Below are 15,007 nucleotides of genomic sequence, written 5' to 3'. Positions count from 1 at the left end.
TGCGGGAGGACGATCGAGGCGCAGCCGCTCTCCGATCAGACATGCCTCATCGAGCCCGCGGGGGAGTGGCCTAACGCAGCGGATCGAAGGAACATGGTGATGGCGACCCCGCCGCGTGTCGCCGTGACGGAGCATTTGCAGGGGCAAATCCGTTGCCTGGTCTCCATGTCACGGGGTCGACTTCGCAGGCGACAACCCGTCGCGACCGGCCATTGCCTCCTGGAACCAAGGAGATATCGTCGTGCTCGCGATTGGTCGCCTGGACGATCTATGCGTCAGCAGACAAAGCCGGTTATCGTCGAAATCAAGCCGTCGCGAAAGCGCAAGTCCACCGACCGGAAAACCTCGATCTGGGGAAGGCTGGACCTCACGCCCGAACAGGACATCCTCACCGAAAGAGAGCAGAAAGAGCTGTCGGCCGTTGGCGGCACAACGACCGACCCTGAGCGGTGCTACGCAGCTGCTCTCTCCTCGGCTTGACCGGACTGCAGACTGTGCAAGAAGCTTACCGCACGCTGGGCATGGGCCGCAGCCTGGAAGATCGCCCGCTTATCGTCGGCCAGGACGTTGAGCCAGGAGGCGAGGTAAGACGCATGGTCCGGCCGAGGCTCCAGCTCCGGTGCGATGCCAAGGTCCGCGCACAGGAAACAACTGCCGAGCTCGGCGATCAATTCCTCTCGTGCGCGCTCCGTCTTGTCCTTGGCATAGCGGCTGAGATCACGGCCGACACGATGCGCCGGCGCGGTCCAATGCGTGGCCTCATGGCTAAGCGTCGCATAGTAGCTTGCCGCGTCCCTGAAGCTCTCGAACATCGGCATTTGAATGAGATCGCTGGCAGGCGCAAAGAAAGCCTGGTTTCCGCCATGGCGGATCACGGCGCCGGTGTTGCGGAAGAAGCGATCGGCGGTCTGGATCCGTGCAACAGGATCGCAAACCGGTGTCGGCCGGTGATAATAGTCTTCCGGCAGCCCGTCGATCTGCTCGACATTGAATACGGAGTAGGTCTTCAAGAAGGGGATCTCGCGATCGACCTCACCGCCGTTGCCGTCGCCTTCCGTTTTTGTGAAGCGGCTGGCAAAGACGACCGTGGAGCCGGTTTCGCCCTTGCGGACCGCCGCGCCCAATTCCAACGCCTGCTTGAACGTCATCCACATCGGCGAAGCGAAGCCTCGGGCGATGCCTTCTGACCAAAGCAGCAGAACGTTCATTCCGGAATAGGGTTGTCCGTTGTGCCGAAGCGGGCGTGTGATCCGGCCATGCATGTTGCGGTCATGCCAGGGCTTCATCCATGGTTTCACGCCGCGGGCCAGGTCCTCGATGATCCGATCTGCGATACGGCTATAGATGTCCGCACGCTGCGTTTCATGCTTCCTGCTCATTTTTCCGATACCTCCAATTTCCAAGCCGGGCCGATCGCGACCTGTCACGGCGGTCCAAGGGCCGGGGTAAAGGGGAGGGCGCACGCTGGACAAGCGCCGGAACGCATGTGGAGGAGGGCGAAGCCCTTGCGGCTTAAATCCCGGCCCCGGCAGGACCAGAGCCGGACGGGTAAGCGATGGCGCCCAAGCTGATCGTCTTCCCCCTTTCGCTTTGCCTTCGACATACGAAAAGGCTGGCTCAAAAGGAGCCAGCCGTCGGTCGGCAAGAGAAGAGAAGGCGGGACCGAAGCCCCGCCGGAAGCAGATCAGCCAAGTGCCGCCATCTGCGCTTCGGCCGCCTTGCGGTCGAGTGATGCGCCGGGGTTGTCGACCGGGCGGTCGAACGGCTTCCAGACCTCGCCGACCACCTGTTCGTAAGCGGCGACGGCGCCTTCGGCAGCCATGCGGAGAGAATGGGACTGAACGCCCATGTCGCCGGCAAATTCGCGCTTGCGCTGAGCGGCGCTGTCGTAACCGACGGGACCGTCGAGATCCTCGTCGCGGGCGTCACTGGCCGCTTTCGCCGTGGCGTCACGTGCTTCGGACACGGCACGGCTGTAAAACTGGCCGGCGCCGTGCGCGGATCCGACATAGGCGCCGACGATGCGTTGGAGATGGATCTGCATCGCCCGTTCGCCGAGCCCGTCGGAAAGGCTCTCGGCCGTCTCGATGATTAGGCGCTCGTGCAGGTCTCGGATCCCGTCACCGTCGATCACGGCCGTTCCGAAGCTCTCGGCGATCGCCAGCGCCTGTGCGGCGTCCGGGCAAGTGAGCCTAACCATCTCGATGGTGGCGCCCTTTCGAATTTGCATAACGCGGGCGGACGGGCGGGATTGGGTTGCGGCCTTGGCCATGGGCTGTTCCTTTCACGGTTACCCCGAAGCGGTTCCGGCCCTTGCCGGTCTGCCCTTCGGTGCGGTCGAAAGGAGCCGGCGGGAGACGGGCGTTTCAGGGTCCGGGCCCGCCAGGACGAGCGAAGCCGGGAAGCGCGCAAGCAGGGTAGCCTGCCCTCGCGAAGCGCGCGGACCTGCTTTGCGAGAACGGTGTGGTTCGGCCGCCCCGCGGCGCGGAACGCGGCCTTGAAACGACCGGCCGCCGGTTCAGACCGCAACGAAACCGAAGGGCAAGCCGGCAAGGAGCTGGTTCGACACACACAGAGACCGTTGAATGGAGGGGATCCCGCAGCCGCTGCGATATCCCACTTTCCGCCGATTCTGGCTGCGATTTGATTTCGTGGCACGTCCGGGCTAAAGGCTCACACGGGTTTAGCCGCCGTTGCTGAGAGCACGGCGGATCACAAGTGAATACGGCACGACGGCAGGGCAAACATGAGCGACCAGAACGACGACTACGTCTACGACGAGGTGACCGGCGAATGGCGGCCGGCTTCGGAGATCGCCGCGGAGGCCGCGAAAGCTGCGGAGGTCCATGACGCATCCGGCAATGTTCTTGCCGATGGAGACTCCGTGGTCCTGATCAAGGACCTCAAGGTGAAAGGCGCCGGCCAAACGCTCAAGCAGGGCACGGTCATCCGGTCGATCCGACTCACCGACAACCCCGAAGAGATCGACTGCCGGCACGACACGATTAAGGGACTGGTCCTGCGCACGGAGTTCGTCCGCAAGCGCTGAGCAGCTGCGCCATCGGATTTATGGAAGCGGACATCACGCACCCCTCCCACGCCGACTGGCGAAACTGGAAAGGCCGTCATAGGCGGTATGTCGCGCCTCATCGATGATGAAGCCGAACCGGCCGACCTCATATTCGTCGCTCGGGATGAGGAACCGGCGCTCCTCGGCCAGCTCCTTGCGGCTGCCGCCGATGGTGGCGATCACCTCGGTCATGCCTGGATGATGATCCGAACGCAGCGCGGCGATGACGATCCAATCGCCGGCATGCACCCTCCCGAACGCCTGGCGATCCTTCTCGTGAGACTCGCCTGGCTCGAGAGAGCGGCCGTAGATCGCCTCCCAGGCCTCCGGCCAGTTGTCGCGGACCGTTTTGTCAGCGCCCTTCCGCTCATAGGTCGTGAACACGTCCGGGAACGTCAGCGCGATGATCGCCCATGCGGCGTCCTCTTCGTACCAACCGCCATCCCCCCGCAAGGTCGGATGGACCTTGGCATCGCGCGCGGCGGAAAGCTTGAAGCCGCCATGCCCGGCCGTCGTGTGGGATACGATGCCATCGGCGTAGACGGTGGCGTCCTGCGATGGCCCCCACGGCGTGCTCAAAGTCATCCGGACTGTCTGTCGCGCAAGCAACCGCAGCTCGCGGCTGTGTTCCGCCTGTTCGATCATGCGCGCTTGGAACGCCGCTTCATCCGCGACAGAGCCATGATGCGAGTAGAAATCACCGCGCTTGAGGTCGGCAAGTGGCCGTCTGACACGCCAGGCGCTGGTAAGGAAGTGCCGGCCGTCGCGTCCGGGTACCATCGCGAAGACGAGGTCACCCACACGGGCGACCGGCAAACCGTCGGCACTTCGTTCAAACTCCACCTCCGGTTCCTCGGTGGTGGCGGGTTCTGACCATTGAAGAGCTGGCGTATTCATACTGCCCTCCCTTCGATGTGATCGGCGGCGATTTCGTCGGCCGTCACGGGTTCGAGCACTGCGTTGGGATAGCCGTGCTCGCGCAGCCACGCTTTTGCGCCTTCATGGTTCTCGGCGAGGTGAACCAGCTCCCGCGACGAACCGGCGCGATCGAAAACGCGGACCGACCCGACCGGCGGACGTTGGATGACCTTAAACGCCAAGTCGGAGTCGAGTGCGAAGGTTCGGTGAACGCGCATGACGACGTTCCTGCCGCCGAAGTCCGCCTCATGGAGCGTTAAATAACCCGACGAAGCGTAGTTGCCGAGCTGACGCGGACCTTCCTTGCGGATCAGCCGGCCTCGGCTGTTGCGGATCTGCCAGGCGGCGAGCTTCTTTTTGAAGCGTTCCTGCGGGCGCGGGGTGTCGTCGGACCAGCTGACGATGGAACCGATCGGGGCGAGATCATAGATTAGGGATGCGGACATGCATGCTCTCCGTGATGTTGGCAATTGCTGGAAACCAAAACCGCCGCCGGTGATGGCCGGCGGCAGAGACCGATCGGAGGGAAAAGGGAGGGATGGCTACTCGGCTGCGATCGCGTATGGGGTGTCGAGATCGTCGTTGCACCCATCGGCGTCGGTCTGCAGATCAGGTTCGACCACAGTTTCATCGTCAGCCGGATCTTCCGGCTCATGGCCGCCCACACCCTCAATGCCGTGCACCGGCTCTTCAGCAGGTGCATCGTCGTGCTCGCCGCCATGCTCTATGTTCTCGGCGAGCCATTCGGCCAGCTTCGTATCGTCTGGAGCGAAAAGTGCGGAGGGGTGCACGAAGCGCTCTTCCCTGAAATGCTCGATCAGGGCCGCCCGTGTGTCCTTCACCCGAGGCCGGGGCGGAACATTTGCCGCCGCGCCTGACGCTTCGAGCGACGGCCGTGACAGGCATGACAGGAACTCGTCCGTGCCCATGTTCGGGAGATAGCTGTCGGCGCCGACGGCATCGCCGGCGATGCGAGCGACGATGCCGCTGTCCGTTCGGTTCGTGCGCGCCGAAAGCGCGTCGATCAGGGTCAGCCTCGCGACCGCGCGAAGCGTATCCCTGTCAAACTCGAGCTTGCCGGTTTTGCCGATAAGCCGGACGGCGTGACGCGCGAAGCGCCTGGAGCCGTAGAGATGCTGCGACGTTTCCGAGCCGGCGTCGACTGAGACGTTCTGCCCGGCAAAGGCGAGAACAAGCATCGCCATCAGCGTCTCGTCCTCGATCGGCGCCCGGGCAAGCGCTTCGTGCAGGGCGTCGGTACGGAAGTCGCCGATCATGTCGAAACCTGCGCGCGTGACATCCGCCCGTGTCTTGGGTGCATCGATGACGTCCGCATCGTCCTTGCCCTTGGCGGGCCCGGTCTCGGGCATCCGGTAGTGCGCCGTCTGCACCTTTCCGTCGCGATCGAGGTACATCGCGGTGCAATCGCCTTTGGCCGGCTTGCCGTAGACTTGGCTTGCCCTCTTCGGCAGTTCCGGCTGGCCCCAATTGTTAACTTCGACGATCGCGCCCTTCTTTGGGAGATTGCCGCTCATCCATTCCTGCTGCGCGCCGAGAAAGGCTTCGACATCGGTGGTGTAACGATTGTCCTGGTCGGCCGGGCCGAACAGATCTTCCGCCCACTCGATGCCGTATGCCTGGCGGAGATCGTCGCCAAAACTTGCATCGCGGGCATACATGCGGGTTTTAGAGAGGCCGTTGGCGATCTGCCACCAGGCCGCAGCGTCGCCTTTCTTCGGCTTGTGGGCTTTCCAGACCTCCTTCTGCTCGCCGGGCGAGGCGGCCGCGATCGTCCTCAGTTGCTGTTCGTTCGGCATGTCGCCCTTGACCATCTGGTCGAGCATGGCGGGCAGGACGTTGGCAAGCAAACGAAGCTTGCGGATCTGGCGGATGGGAAGCGCGAGCGCCACGGCAATCGCCTCCTCGGTCCAGCCGAGCGCGACCAGGCGTTCGATGCCACGCCATTGATCGACGGGATTGAGCGGTTCGCGGGCGATGTTCTCGATCATCGAGCGCATCGCGCCGTTGTCGTTGGCCGCCTCGACGACAATCACGTCGATTTCCTCGATGCCGGCGGCGATCGCCATGCGGGTGCGACGGTGACCGGCTTCGATTATGTAACCATTGCCGCCAGCTTCCGGGAAAATGACGGGCGGCTGGATCACGCCGACTGCCTTGATCGTCGCCAGTAGCAGGGCGTCCGCCTGCGGCGTTGACTTCGACTGGCGCGTGTTGTCGGGGTTATCCTTGAGCGCACGCGGATCGAGTTTCATCAGTTGCATGGGATGTTCCTTCTCGGGGATATGGACACGGCCCTCTACCGGTCCTTCTCGCGTCTTCTTTCTTCCCGAAGACACGGCCCGGAGCGCGGAGCGGCCGGCCGGGTGCAACTGCGGCCGAGCATCGCTGCCGCGAGGGACGAGCGGGGCTGACAGCCCTGCGAAGGACGAGTGGCCGGGATGGCGAGCGGCGCGGTTGAGCGCCAGCGGCAGCCGGCGGACCGATCTGCGACGGGTTTCACCTCTCTCAGCCCTTATTCTTTCTTGGATGATTATTCCTGCTTCAAACCCACTTCGAAGTGATCCACTGTCACACGCGCACAACTATTCCTTGCCTATACATGACCCCGTCGACGTAGCTGGCGATCCGGTCAGATCGAACAAGGGGAGGGTTTGATGTCTGAAATCGCGTTGAAGGTGTTTTCGAACGCGGACGATGTTCACCTGGTGTGGTCACATCAGGAAGACATCGCCGGATGCCTGGGCTTCGCAATCCAGTGCAAGCGAGGCGATGCAGAGCCAAAGTTCCTGTCCAATCGCGTCGGGTTCGAGGACGACGTCGAGCTCGATCCGCATGGCGAACGCTACAGGTCAAGCCCGTCCGACATGTGGCCGTTTCAACGCTACGACTGGACCGATCATGCCGCTGATCTCGGGGACGTCATATCCTACCGCGTCATCGCGCGGGTCGTCGGAGTTGATGGAAAATTGACGGATGGGCCGGCGAGCGACTGGTCACCGACACTGCGTCTGACGCCCGATTGCGGCGACGGGGTAAGCGTTCATTTCAACCGAGGCTTTGTCCTGTCCCAGTTCATGGCGCGATACATGAAGGAGAAGGGGATCACCCTTCAGGAGCTCAAGGAAAAAGCCGTCATCATCAGCCAGGAAGTCGACCGCGGCGTTCGCAATTTTCTTGGCGGAACCCTTCGCGAAACCGTCCTCACCATGATGAGCGAAGTGGAGCGCACCCCTCAACTCGAACTTCACGCGGCACTCTACGAACTCAGCGACGACGAGCTGCTCGATGGCCTGGTGGCCATTGGCAAGCGAGCACATATTGTTCTTGCGAACGGGAGCGTCAAGCAGGATGGCGCCGATGAGAACGCCAAGGCTCGCGCCCGGCTGAAAGGTTTCGGCTGCGTCATACACGACAGGTTCCTCGCGCCGGACGGCCTTGCGCATAACAAGTTCGTCGTCATCGGAGAGCGGGAGGGGGATCTGTTTCGTCCCGCAAAAGTCTGGACCGGAAGTTTCAATTGGACGCCGACCGGCCTTTGCACGCAGCTCAACAACGGCATCCTGATCGAAAATGCCGAGCTCGCGGCGCACTTCGAGGCGCAGTTCGAGCTCCTCAAAGGGGCCGGCCACGGGTTCTCGGACGATCTGTTGACCTCGAACAACAAGCCAAAGCGCGACATTGCACTTGGCGGGGCCAAGATCGACAGCTGGTTCTCCAGGGTTAGCCGCGAGATCGATATCAAGGAACTGATCGAGCTCGTGAAGGGCGCGCGCCAAGGCATTTTCTTCGTCATGTTCCAGCCGGGGAATGAACCGGTGCGGACCCTCCTTCGGATGCAGAGCGAGAAGGACCTCTATGTTCGCGGGGTGGCGACGCAATTGACGAGCAACGGGCTCGAAGACTTCAAATTGCTGAAGCAGGTTCCCGAGCGGTTCTTCCTCGATACGGCCCAGGCAACCGGCGTGGATATGTCCGTTGGCCGATGGGCGGTCGAAGGAACCGCGAACGAATTCAGGAACAGCATCGGCCACGCAATCACGCATTCGAAGGTCCTGGTGATCGACCCGTTCAGCGATGACCCCATTGTCGTTACCGGTTCGCACAATTTCTCGAAGGCCGCCAGTCGGGACAACGATGAGAACTTCATCGTAATCCGCGGTCATAGGGAGATCGCCACGCACTACGCCATCAATGCGGTGCAGACCTACAACCACTATCGTTGGCGGGCATATCTTGAAGAAGCTGAGCGGAAAGACAGAGATCCGTTTCAGTATCTGTCGCGCGATCCCAAGTGGCAGCGCCGGCGCACGACCGGTGAAACCAAGCGGATGCTGGCATTCTGGCGCCCCGAAGCCTGAGGCCGCGTGATTTGCAGAAAAAAAATGGGCCAGCGGAAACCGCGGCCCATGAAGTGTGGAGGTCAATTTACCTCCAGAGGGAGCAGCTGATACGGCGGAACTGGGAGGAAAGCCGCCATATGCATCAGCTGTGCCACCAATGATCATTTTTTGATCGGATGGAAAACATTTATTGTGCAATGCAGCTATGCGCATGCTGCGCTGCTGCTTCTAAAACCACGTCGCGAACGCATGTCAGCACTTGGCGGTGCCTTAAGCCGCTTGTGATGCGTCTGCCGTTTCCTCGCGTGCCGCGGCCGCCAATGCCTCATCGACGCCCCGAAGCCGCCTGCGCTTCTCGGCCAGTTCGTCAGCAAAGGCAAAAGCGCCGCCCTGGCGCGAGCGATAGGAGGCAAGGCGCCGCTGCGCTTCCTCCAGGCGGCGTTGATAGTGGTTCTGCTCGTCTTCAAACCCGTCAAGCGCATGCTCAAGGCGGGAGACGGCGCCGAGCGGCGTCACAGTTACCGCCAGATCGATCTCGTAGTCCGCGCCAGTGCGCCGAAGCAGGGTCGTATAGCGATATCCATCGCCCTTACCGAAACGTTCGCCGCAATAGATGAGATCGAAGCCGCCGATTGAGGCGATGGCGACTTCGCCCTCCTGCTGGAGTTGAACGAGAGTCAGGATCTCCTTCATCAGCGCGCGTCCGGCAAGCTTGCGCTCGTCGTAAGCCTTGCCCATGATCGTCGTGACGAACGCATCGCCGGCCGTCGGAATGAGACGCTCGATGTCCCTGCCGATCTCGGCGATGCGCCGGATCGAAATCTCTATGGCGCGTTCGGCATCGCGGATCTGCCGACGCACCGCATACTGGTCGTCGCCATGGGCGGCGCGCAGCCGCTCGAGACGGGCAATGTCGGCCTCGAGCCCCGCCTTCTGCATCAGACGTTCGTCGCCGCTCGCGATGGCCTTGGCCATGGCGAACTGGTTGGCAGCACCCTCGCCAAGATCTTCGAGCCGGCGGATCGACGTGTCACCGGACAAGGCCGCGGCGATGAAGCGGGCCTTACGCTCGTTGTTCTGCCACATGCTGGCGTCGAGCGAACCCTGCGTGGCATAAGCGAAGATGTCGACCTCATCATGCTGGTTGCCCTGCCGCACGATCCGGCCCTCCCGTTGTTCGATCTGCGAAGGCAGCCATGGGACGTCGAGATGATGCAGCGCCTTGAGGCGAAGCTGCGCGTTCACACCGGTCCCCATCGTGTCTGACGAGCCGATCAGGAAGCGAATTTTGCCGGCGCGCACGTCTGCGAACAGGCGTTGCTTCGCCTCGGTTTTCTTGTAGTCCTGCATGAAGGCGATTTCGGATGCCGGAACGCCCATGCGGACGAGCTCGTCGCGGATCCAGCGGTAGGCCGAAAAACCTCTGGTCTTCTCTACATTGATGGTGCCGAGATCGGAAAAGATCATCTGCGCCGCACCGGGCAGATCGAACGGTTTGCCGTCCGGTCGGAGGTAGGTACTTTGCGCGGTCTCCCGCCAGATACGATGTGCGTTCTGGACCAACAGGTTGAGCTTGTTGTCCGGCTCATTGTCATTGGCTGGATCGACCAGGCGCAGGTCGATGGCGGCATGGCGCCCGTCGGTGATGACTGAGAGCAGGATATCGTCGCCGGGATGCGCAGGTCCCTCACGCATCTCGATCGCCTTGATGCGGGCGTCGAGGATCGTCTGGTAGTTCTTGAAGGCTTGCGTCGGCTTGGCGGTCAGGATCTGCCGCCGGCCCGTCGAGATAACAGGTACTTTAACGTATTCTCGGAGATCCCCAGGCATCACCACGTCCGCGAAGCTGCGGAACATGGCGATCAACTCGGGAACATTGACGAAGGAGGCAAAGCGGCTAACCGGCTTGTATTTGCCGGACGGCTGGATCTCCAGCTCGGTCGTGGTGTCGCCGAAGGTTGAAGCCCAGGCGTCGAACTCGTGCAGGCCACGTTCGGCTAGCGACGCGTGGCCGAGCAGGCGCTGGACCGAGAACATTTCGCCGAGCGTGTTGGTGATCGGCGTACCCGAAGCAAGAACCAGGGCACGGCCGGGATTCTTCGTCTCGATGAAGCGGGACTTGACGTAAAGATCCCAGGCGCGGTGCGAGCCATTCGGATCGATGCCTTTCAAGGTCGACATGTTGGTGGCGAAGGAAAGCTTGCGGAATTCCTGCGCCTCATCGACGACGATCTGATCGATGCCGATTTCCGAGATGGTCAGCAGATCGTCCTTGCGAGTCGACAGCGCCTCGAGCCGTTCCCTCAGGCCCTCCTTCAGCCGTTCGAGCCGTTTGCGCGAGACGCGATCCTCGCTGTCGACCTTGGTGAGAAGTTCCTCGTAGAGCTGCAGCTCGTCCTGGATCATCTGTTGTTCAAAGGTCGACGGCACGGCGATGAACCGGAACGCTGAATGGGTGATGATGATCGCATCCCAGCTCGCCGTTGCCGCGCGCGACAGGAACCGGGCCCGCTTGTCTTTGGTGAAGTTGGTCTCGTCGGCGACGAGAATGCGGGCATTCGGATAAAGCGCCAGAAATTCGCGGGCGGCCTGTGCGAGGCAATGGCCGGGCACCACCAGCATCGCCTTGGCGATCAGCCCAAGCCGGCGCTGTTCCATGATGGCTGCCGCCATCGTCATCGTTTTGCCGGCGCCGACGGCGTGCGCCAGATAGGTCGAGCCGGACGAAATGATGCGCCAGATGCCGCGTTTCTGATGCCTATAAAGAACAAAGGCGCCAGAGGCGCCGGGCAGTTTGAGGTGCGAGCCGTCGAAACGCCTGGGCGCGATATTGTTGAAGCGATCGTTATAGACCCGCGCGAGCCGGTCGGTACGATCAGGATCGGTCCAGATCCAGTTCTGGAAGGCCAGCTTGATCTTCTGCAGCCTGTCGCGCGCCGCTTCGGTGTCGACGACGTTCAGGACCCGCCGTTCGCCGTCGGCATCCTTGAACACGTCGAAGATCTGCGCACCCGGCTGTTCAGCGCATCGGCGAGTAACTCGCCGGCGTGCCGGCGATCGGTGCCCCATTCGGATGTGCCGGCAGCCGTCCATCCGAGTTGCCGCGCCGCGACGGTCCATGAGCCGAGTTCCGGCATGTGATGGATCCTGATCTCGGCACCCATCGTTTCGTGCACGAATTGGACGATATCGGTCGGCGGTATCCAGGGCGCGCCAAGCCGTGCGGTGATATCCGATGGGCGTAGATCGGCGGGCTGCACGGCCTGAAGCGCACGGACATTGCGCTCATAAGCAGGATCGAGCCCGGCCGCGGCTTCCGCGACGGCGAGTTTCGTGCGCACGGCGCCGGAGAGATAGGCGTCCGAGGTTTGCCAGGAGCCGTCGGCCGGATCGCGAAAGATTGCATCTTCGAGTTCGTCGAGGACCGCATCGCTGTCGCAATGCAGGAGCTCGGCGATATGCTCAAGATCGACATGGCCGCGATCGTTGAGCACGACGGCCAGCGCATCGGCGGCGTTGCTGATCACAGGCGGGGCAGGGGGTGCAATGACGCGCTCGGAGAAGATCGGGCCTGGCCTGGCCGTATCGGTTTCGATGTCATAGTCCTCGATCGAGGCGACCAGCCAGCAATCCGGATCGTCAAGAAAGGGTGCAAGGTTTGGGCGACGATGAATCTCGCGGATCTCGCCAGTCTCCTCGGTTTCGCTGATCGACACCGTCGTATGATTGATCGCTCCGAAGTCACGCACGAAACTCGACCAGGCGATACGCAACCGCACCTGCAGGTCGCGCCAGGGCCGGTCCATCTCCTGCGCTTTCAGCACCTCGCGCACGGCGTCGCGGATTGGGATCAGTTTCTTGATGATGCGAACATGTTTTTCCGGGATGCCGTCGGTGCCGCGGCCCTTGCGCACCGTGATCGCCACAGGCGCCCCGTCGACGATCTGCATGAGACCGTGCCTGTCGTCGATGAAGAAGCTGCCTTCGCGGACCCGCGTGCTGTCGGGTTTCAGGTCGACGAATTCGGCCAACTCGTCTTCGAGATCGACGTCGATTTCGCCGGGCTCGCCGTCATAGATACCCTCGGGAAGCAATTGAATGGCGGCATTCAAGGCCACCGTGAGGTCCTCGCCGGCGCACGGCAGGCACGTGTAGCCTTCACCGAACTGCCCGGCAGTGAGCGCATGGGTGCCGAGCACGAAATCCGGATGGCGTGCAAACCAGCGGTTCACGCGGATCGGCCCTTCCCCCTCGGTCGTAGCGCGGACTTCCTCCAGATCGAGCCAGGCGAGATCGCGTGTCGGTTCGCCAGCCTTGCGCTTGCGGAAGAACAGGATGTCGACCACAACGTCGGTACCGGCATCTCGCCGGAAACTGCCTTCAGGTAGACGGATGGCGGCGATTAGGTCGGCGGATTTGGCAACATGCTCTCGGCACCTGCTGTCGGCCTTATCCAGTGTACCGGCGCTGGTGACGAAGGCAGCCAATGCGCCAGGTTTCAAGAGATCAATCGACCGCGCGATGAAATAATCGTGCAGCCTGAGACCGAGCGAGCGATAGTGCCGGTCGGAGCGAACCGTCCGATCGGAGAAGGGCGGATTGCCGATGGCCAGATCGTAGATTGGATTGAGGTCGGTGCGCGCGAAGTCCGCGTTGATGATCCGCGCTTTCGGCCGAAGCAGCCGGACGATACGCGCCGTGACCGGATCGAGTTCAATGCCGGTGACGTAGCTCACGTCGCGATAGAGCTTTGGCATCAGCGCCGGAAACAGGCCCGTCCCGATCCCCGGTTCCAGCACGCGGCCGCCGCGCCATCCGAGCCGCTGCAGGCCTGCCCAGATTGCCCGGATTACGAATTCGGGCGTGAAGTGGGCATATTGGGTGCAGCGCGCCAGCGAAGCATAATCCGTCTCGCTGACCGCCGACTCCAGAGTACTACCGAGATCGTCCCAGCCCGCCCGGAAATCCGGTTGACCGGGGCGACGAAACATTCCATTCGCCAGATCCGAGCTGCCGAAACCGGTAAACCGGATCAACCTCGCTTGCTCCTCATGTGTGGCAGACCGATCCTGCTTGTCGATTTCGCTGGCGGTCAGGATGGCGGCGACATTCATTCGCGCGCGTTCCTTCCACGTGGCGGCCAAGCCACGGTCGCCATCATCGAGATAGAAATTGGGGCGATCGGCCTGTTTGTTTGACGCCGGCTGCTTGGCCGCCGGCAGAGGAAGCGCGGGGGAGGGGGAGGGCGGCGTCGGATCGGGATCGTCGTCGTTGGCGGCGAAGCCGCCAAATGCGGTGACGCCGAACCGGAGACCCGACGACAGCGCGCTGCCGGCGAACATATCAAGGGTGAAGGGATCATTGCTCATCGAATAGCTCCTTGGTCAGAGGGCGAGCGTCTTCGTCCTGTCGCAAGGGACAGCGGATCGGACGCGGAGGTGGTGGAAAGGGCAGCCGTCTATGGCTGGCGGTGCGGCTATGGTCGGCAAAGCGCTAGGCGCGCTCGACTACCGAAATCTGCATGGTGTCGGCCAAGAAAACGACGCGAAGATGCGTGGCATTGGGGCTCGCCGCAATCATCGCCTCCAGCCGCTCGGCATCGATAAAGTCGACACCATCGTCGCCGCCGAATGTCCGACGCTTGGCGTCAAGCCAGTCGTCGTTACTGGTCGGATTGCACTCTTCGGCAAAGACGACGAGGGCTTTCGCGCCGTCGGCAAGCTTACCGTTCGACAAAATGTAAACCCCATGATCTCCGACCAGCCAGAGGCCCGGCTGTTCATCCTTGCCGGGCAGGAGTCCGTAATAGGGATTGCGAAAGCCGCCATTGGCTTCGGCATCGGCGCGGCCGCGGGCGATCACCTCGCGCACGGATGCGATCGGGAACGTGAGCATGACAGCACCTCCTCATGCCGCGATCGGCGAGGGGAGATAGCGCAGATGCACCGGCAGCTTGGCGGCGATCTCGTCGTCGGTCAGGTCTTCCAACAGCGTCAGAAAGGTCCCCTCTTTCCCGCCATAGAGCATCACGGTGCGTTTGCCGCGAGAGGCCTCCGCCCAGCGCTCACCGGCATAGCCGCGATAGTCATCCGCCGTGCTGCTCCAGATATGCTCGAGGCGCTCCTTCCGCGTCATGGCGCGCACCGGACGGCTCTCGCGCTCGACAATCGCAACGCGCATCGCCTCAACGAATGCCTTATCTGAAAGGTCGCAATAGCCGTGAAAATATCGGAGCGCCTCGTCGATCCGAAGGGCGAAGAACACGCTCGCCACCGATCCAGTCAGCAGCTCGCACATGGCGAACATCGAGCCGCGGATCCAGAGCGGCGGAAGGACTTCGAACATGTAGTCGTGTTCGGCCTCGGCGATTTCGAACCATTCGCCGGCGTAGAGCGGGGTTGCGTCACCTTCCCAACGGTTGGGTCGCTGCGCGTGGCGATCGAACATGCGGAACATCTGCTGGCGGCTTGCGACGCCCTGAAACACCTTACGGATTGCGGGAGAAGAGGTCATCTGCGGCTCCTTGCGCGTTTACCGAACCGAAGGCGCGGCACAGTCCTCTCGACCTTGCCATCCTCTTCGGTCCTTCATGACCCTTTCGAGCCGCCGACATCGCGACCGGCCGGGTCAAGGGCCGGCTTAAGCCGGGCGAAGCCTT

The 15,007-nt window shown here is 62.4% G+C and carries 10 protein-coding genes and 1 pseudogene; 3 read left to right on the top strand and 8 right to left on the bottom strand.

The genetic code is table 11. The features are described 5' to 3' along the window. The first annotated feature begins 270 nt into the window (after positions 1–270). Positions 271–480, top strand: a complete 210-nt coding sequence (locus FKV68_RS24020) for a hypothetical protein (RefSeq protein WP_180942102.1) — start codon at positions 271–273, stop codon at positions 478–480. On the opposite strand, the gene FKV68_RS24015 is transcribed toward FKV68_RS24020, so the two are convergent. Together FKV68_RS24015 and FKV68_RS24010 are read right to left on the bottom strand one after the other, a co-directional pair. Then, positions 453–1,379: an ArdC family protein gene (locus FKV68_RS24015; RefSeq protein WP_180942101.1), complete on the bottom strand. Its 927-nt coding sequence runs from the start codon at positions 1,377–1,379 to the stop codon at positions 453–455. The genes FKV68_RS24020 and FKV68_RS24015 overlap by 28 nt on opposite strands. Positions 1,380–1,684: 305 nt before the next feature. Next, complete coding sequence (locus FKV68_RS24010; protein ID WP_180942100.1) at positions 1,685–2,272, bottom strand: hypothetical protein; 588 nt, start codon at positions 2,270–2,272, stop codon at positions 1,685–1,687. 474 nt (positions 2,273–2,746) lie between these two features. Between FKV68_RS24010 and FKV68_RS24005 the strand changes: the two genes are divergently transcribed. Then, a complete protein-coding gene (locus tag FKV68_RS24005; RefSeq protein ID WP_180942099.1) occupies positions 2,747–3,049 on the top strand; it encodes an alkylphosphonate utilization protein in 303 nt (100 codons plus the stop codon). Positions 3,050–3,082: 33 nt separating this feature from the next. Here the strand turns inward: FKV68_RS24005 and FKV68_RS24000 are convergent, their stop codons facing one another. The 3 genes from FKV68_RS24000 to FKV68_RS23990 all read right to left on the bottom strand — a co-directional run bounded on the left by FKV68_RS24000 (position 3,083) and on the right by FKV68_RS23990 (position 6,270). Beyond that, complete coding sequence (locus tag FKV68_RS24000; protein WP_180942098.1) at positions 3,083–3,967, bottom strand: DUF7007 domain-containing protein; 885 nt, start codon at positions 3,965–3,967, stop codon at positions 3,083–3,085. Then, positions 3,964–4,434, bottom strand: a complete 471-nt coding sequence (locus FKV68_RS23995) for a hypothetical protein (protein WP_180942097.1) — start codon at positions 4,432–4,434, stop codon at positions 3,964–3,966. Before FKV68_RS23995 ends, FKV68_RS24000 begins: the two co-directional genes overlap by 4 nt. A gap of 96 nt (positions 4,435–4,530) precedes the next feature. After that, entirely contained in the window at positions 4,531–6,270 is a 1,740-nt protein-coding gene (locus FKV68_RS23990; protein ID WP_180942096.1) for a ParB/RepB/Spo0J family partition protein, read from the bottom strand. 393 nt (positions 6,271–6,663) lie between these two features. On the opposite strand from FKV68_RS23990, the gene FKV68_RS23985 reads away from it, so the two are divergent. After that, on the top strand, positions 6,664–8,367 hold the full coding sequence (locus FKV68_RS23985) for a phospholipase D-like domain-containing protein (RefSeq protein WP_180942095.1): 1,704 nt from the start codon (positions 6,664–6,666) through the stop codon (positions 8,365–8,367). A 252-nt stretch (positions 8,368–8,619) separates the two neighbouring features. Here the strand turns inward: FKV68_RS23985 and FKV68_RS23980 are convergent. From FKV68_RS23980 to FKV68_RS23970, 3 genes and pseudogenes are all read right to left on the bottom strand, one after another. Next, positions 8,620–13,718: pseudogene (locus FKV68_RS23980) on the bottom strand (helicase-related protein). A gap of 124 nt (positions 13,719–13,842) precedes the next feature. Beyond that, on the bottom strand, positions 13,843–14,244 hold the full coding sequence (locus tag FKV68_RS23975; protein WP_180942094.1) for a DUF3085 domain-containing protein: 402 nt from the start codon (positions 14,242–14,244) through the stop codon (positions 13,843–13,845). Between the two features lie 12 nt (positions 14,245–14,256). Beyond that, the gene (locus tag FKV68_RS23970; protein WP_180942093.1) at positions 14,257–14,862 is read right to left on the bottom strand and encodes a DUF1419 domain-containing protein; all 606 of its coding nucleotides are present in this window, start codon (positions 14,860–14,862) and stop codon (positions 14,257–14,259) included. Positions 14,863–15,007: the final 145 nt, after the last annotated feature.

Origin of the sequence: Sinorhizobium mexicanum (assembly GCF_013488225.1) — a bacterium.
GTDB classification, from domain to species: Bacteria; Pseudomonadota; Alphaproteobacteria; order Rhizobiales; family Rhizobiaceae; genus Sinorhizobium; species Sinorhizobium mexicanum.
Note: the sequence above shows the minus strand (reverse complement) of the source record. Positions and strands in the feature narration are given on the sequence as shown.

Coding starts and splice junctions, on each gene's coding strand:
- FKV68_RS24020 (WP_180942102.1), top strand. CDS start 271: ATGCGTCAGCAGACAAAGCCGGTTATCGTCGAAATCAAGCCGTCGCGA.
- FKV68_RS24015 (WP_180942101.1), bottom strand. CDS start 1,379: ATGAGCAGGAAGCATGAAACGCAGCGTGCGGACATCTATAGCCGTATC.
- FKV68_RS24010 (WP_180942100.1), bottom strand. CDS start 2,272: ATGGCCAAGGCCGCAACCCAATCCCGCCCGTCCGCCCGCGTTATGCAA.
- FKV68_RS24005 (WP_180942099.1), top strand. CDS start 2,747: ATGAGCGACCAGAACGACGACTACGTCTACGACGAGGTGACCGGCGAA.
- FKV68_RS24000 (WP_180942098.1), bottom strand. CDS start 3,967: ATGAATACGCCAGCTCTTCAATGGTCAGAACCCGCCACCACCGAGGAA.
- FKV68_RS23995 (WP_180942097.1), bottom strand. CDS start 4,434: ATGTCCGCATCCCTAATCTATGATCTCGCCCCGATCGGTTCCATCGTC.
- FKV68_RS23990 (WP_180942096.1), bottom strand. CDS start 6,270: ATGCAACTGATGAAACTCGATCCGCGTGCGCTCAAGGATAACCCCGAC.
- FKV68_RS23985 (WP_180942095.1), top strand. CDS start 6,664: ATGTCTGAAATCGCGTTGAAGGTGTTTTCGAACGCGGACGATGTTCAC.
- FKV68_RS23975 (WP_180942094.1), bottom strand. CDS start 14,244: ATGCTCACGTTCCCGATCGCATCCGTGCGCGAGGTGATCGCCCGCGGC.
- FKV68_RS23970 (WP_180942093.1), bottom strand. CDS start 14,862: ATGACCTCTTCTCCCGCAATCCGTAAGGTGTTTCAGGGCGTCGCAAGC.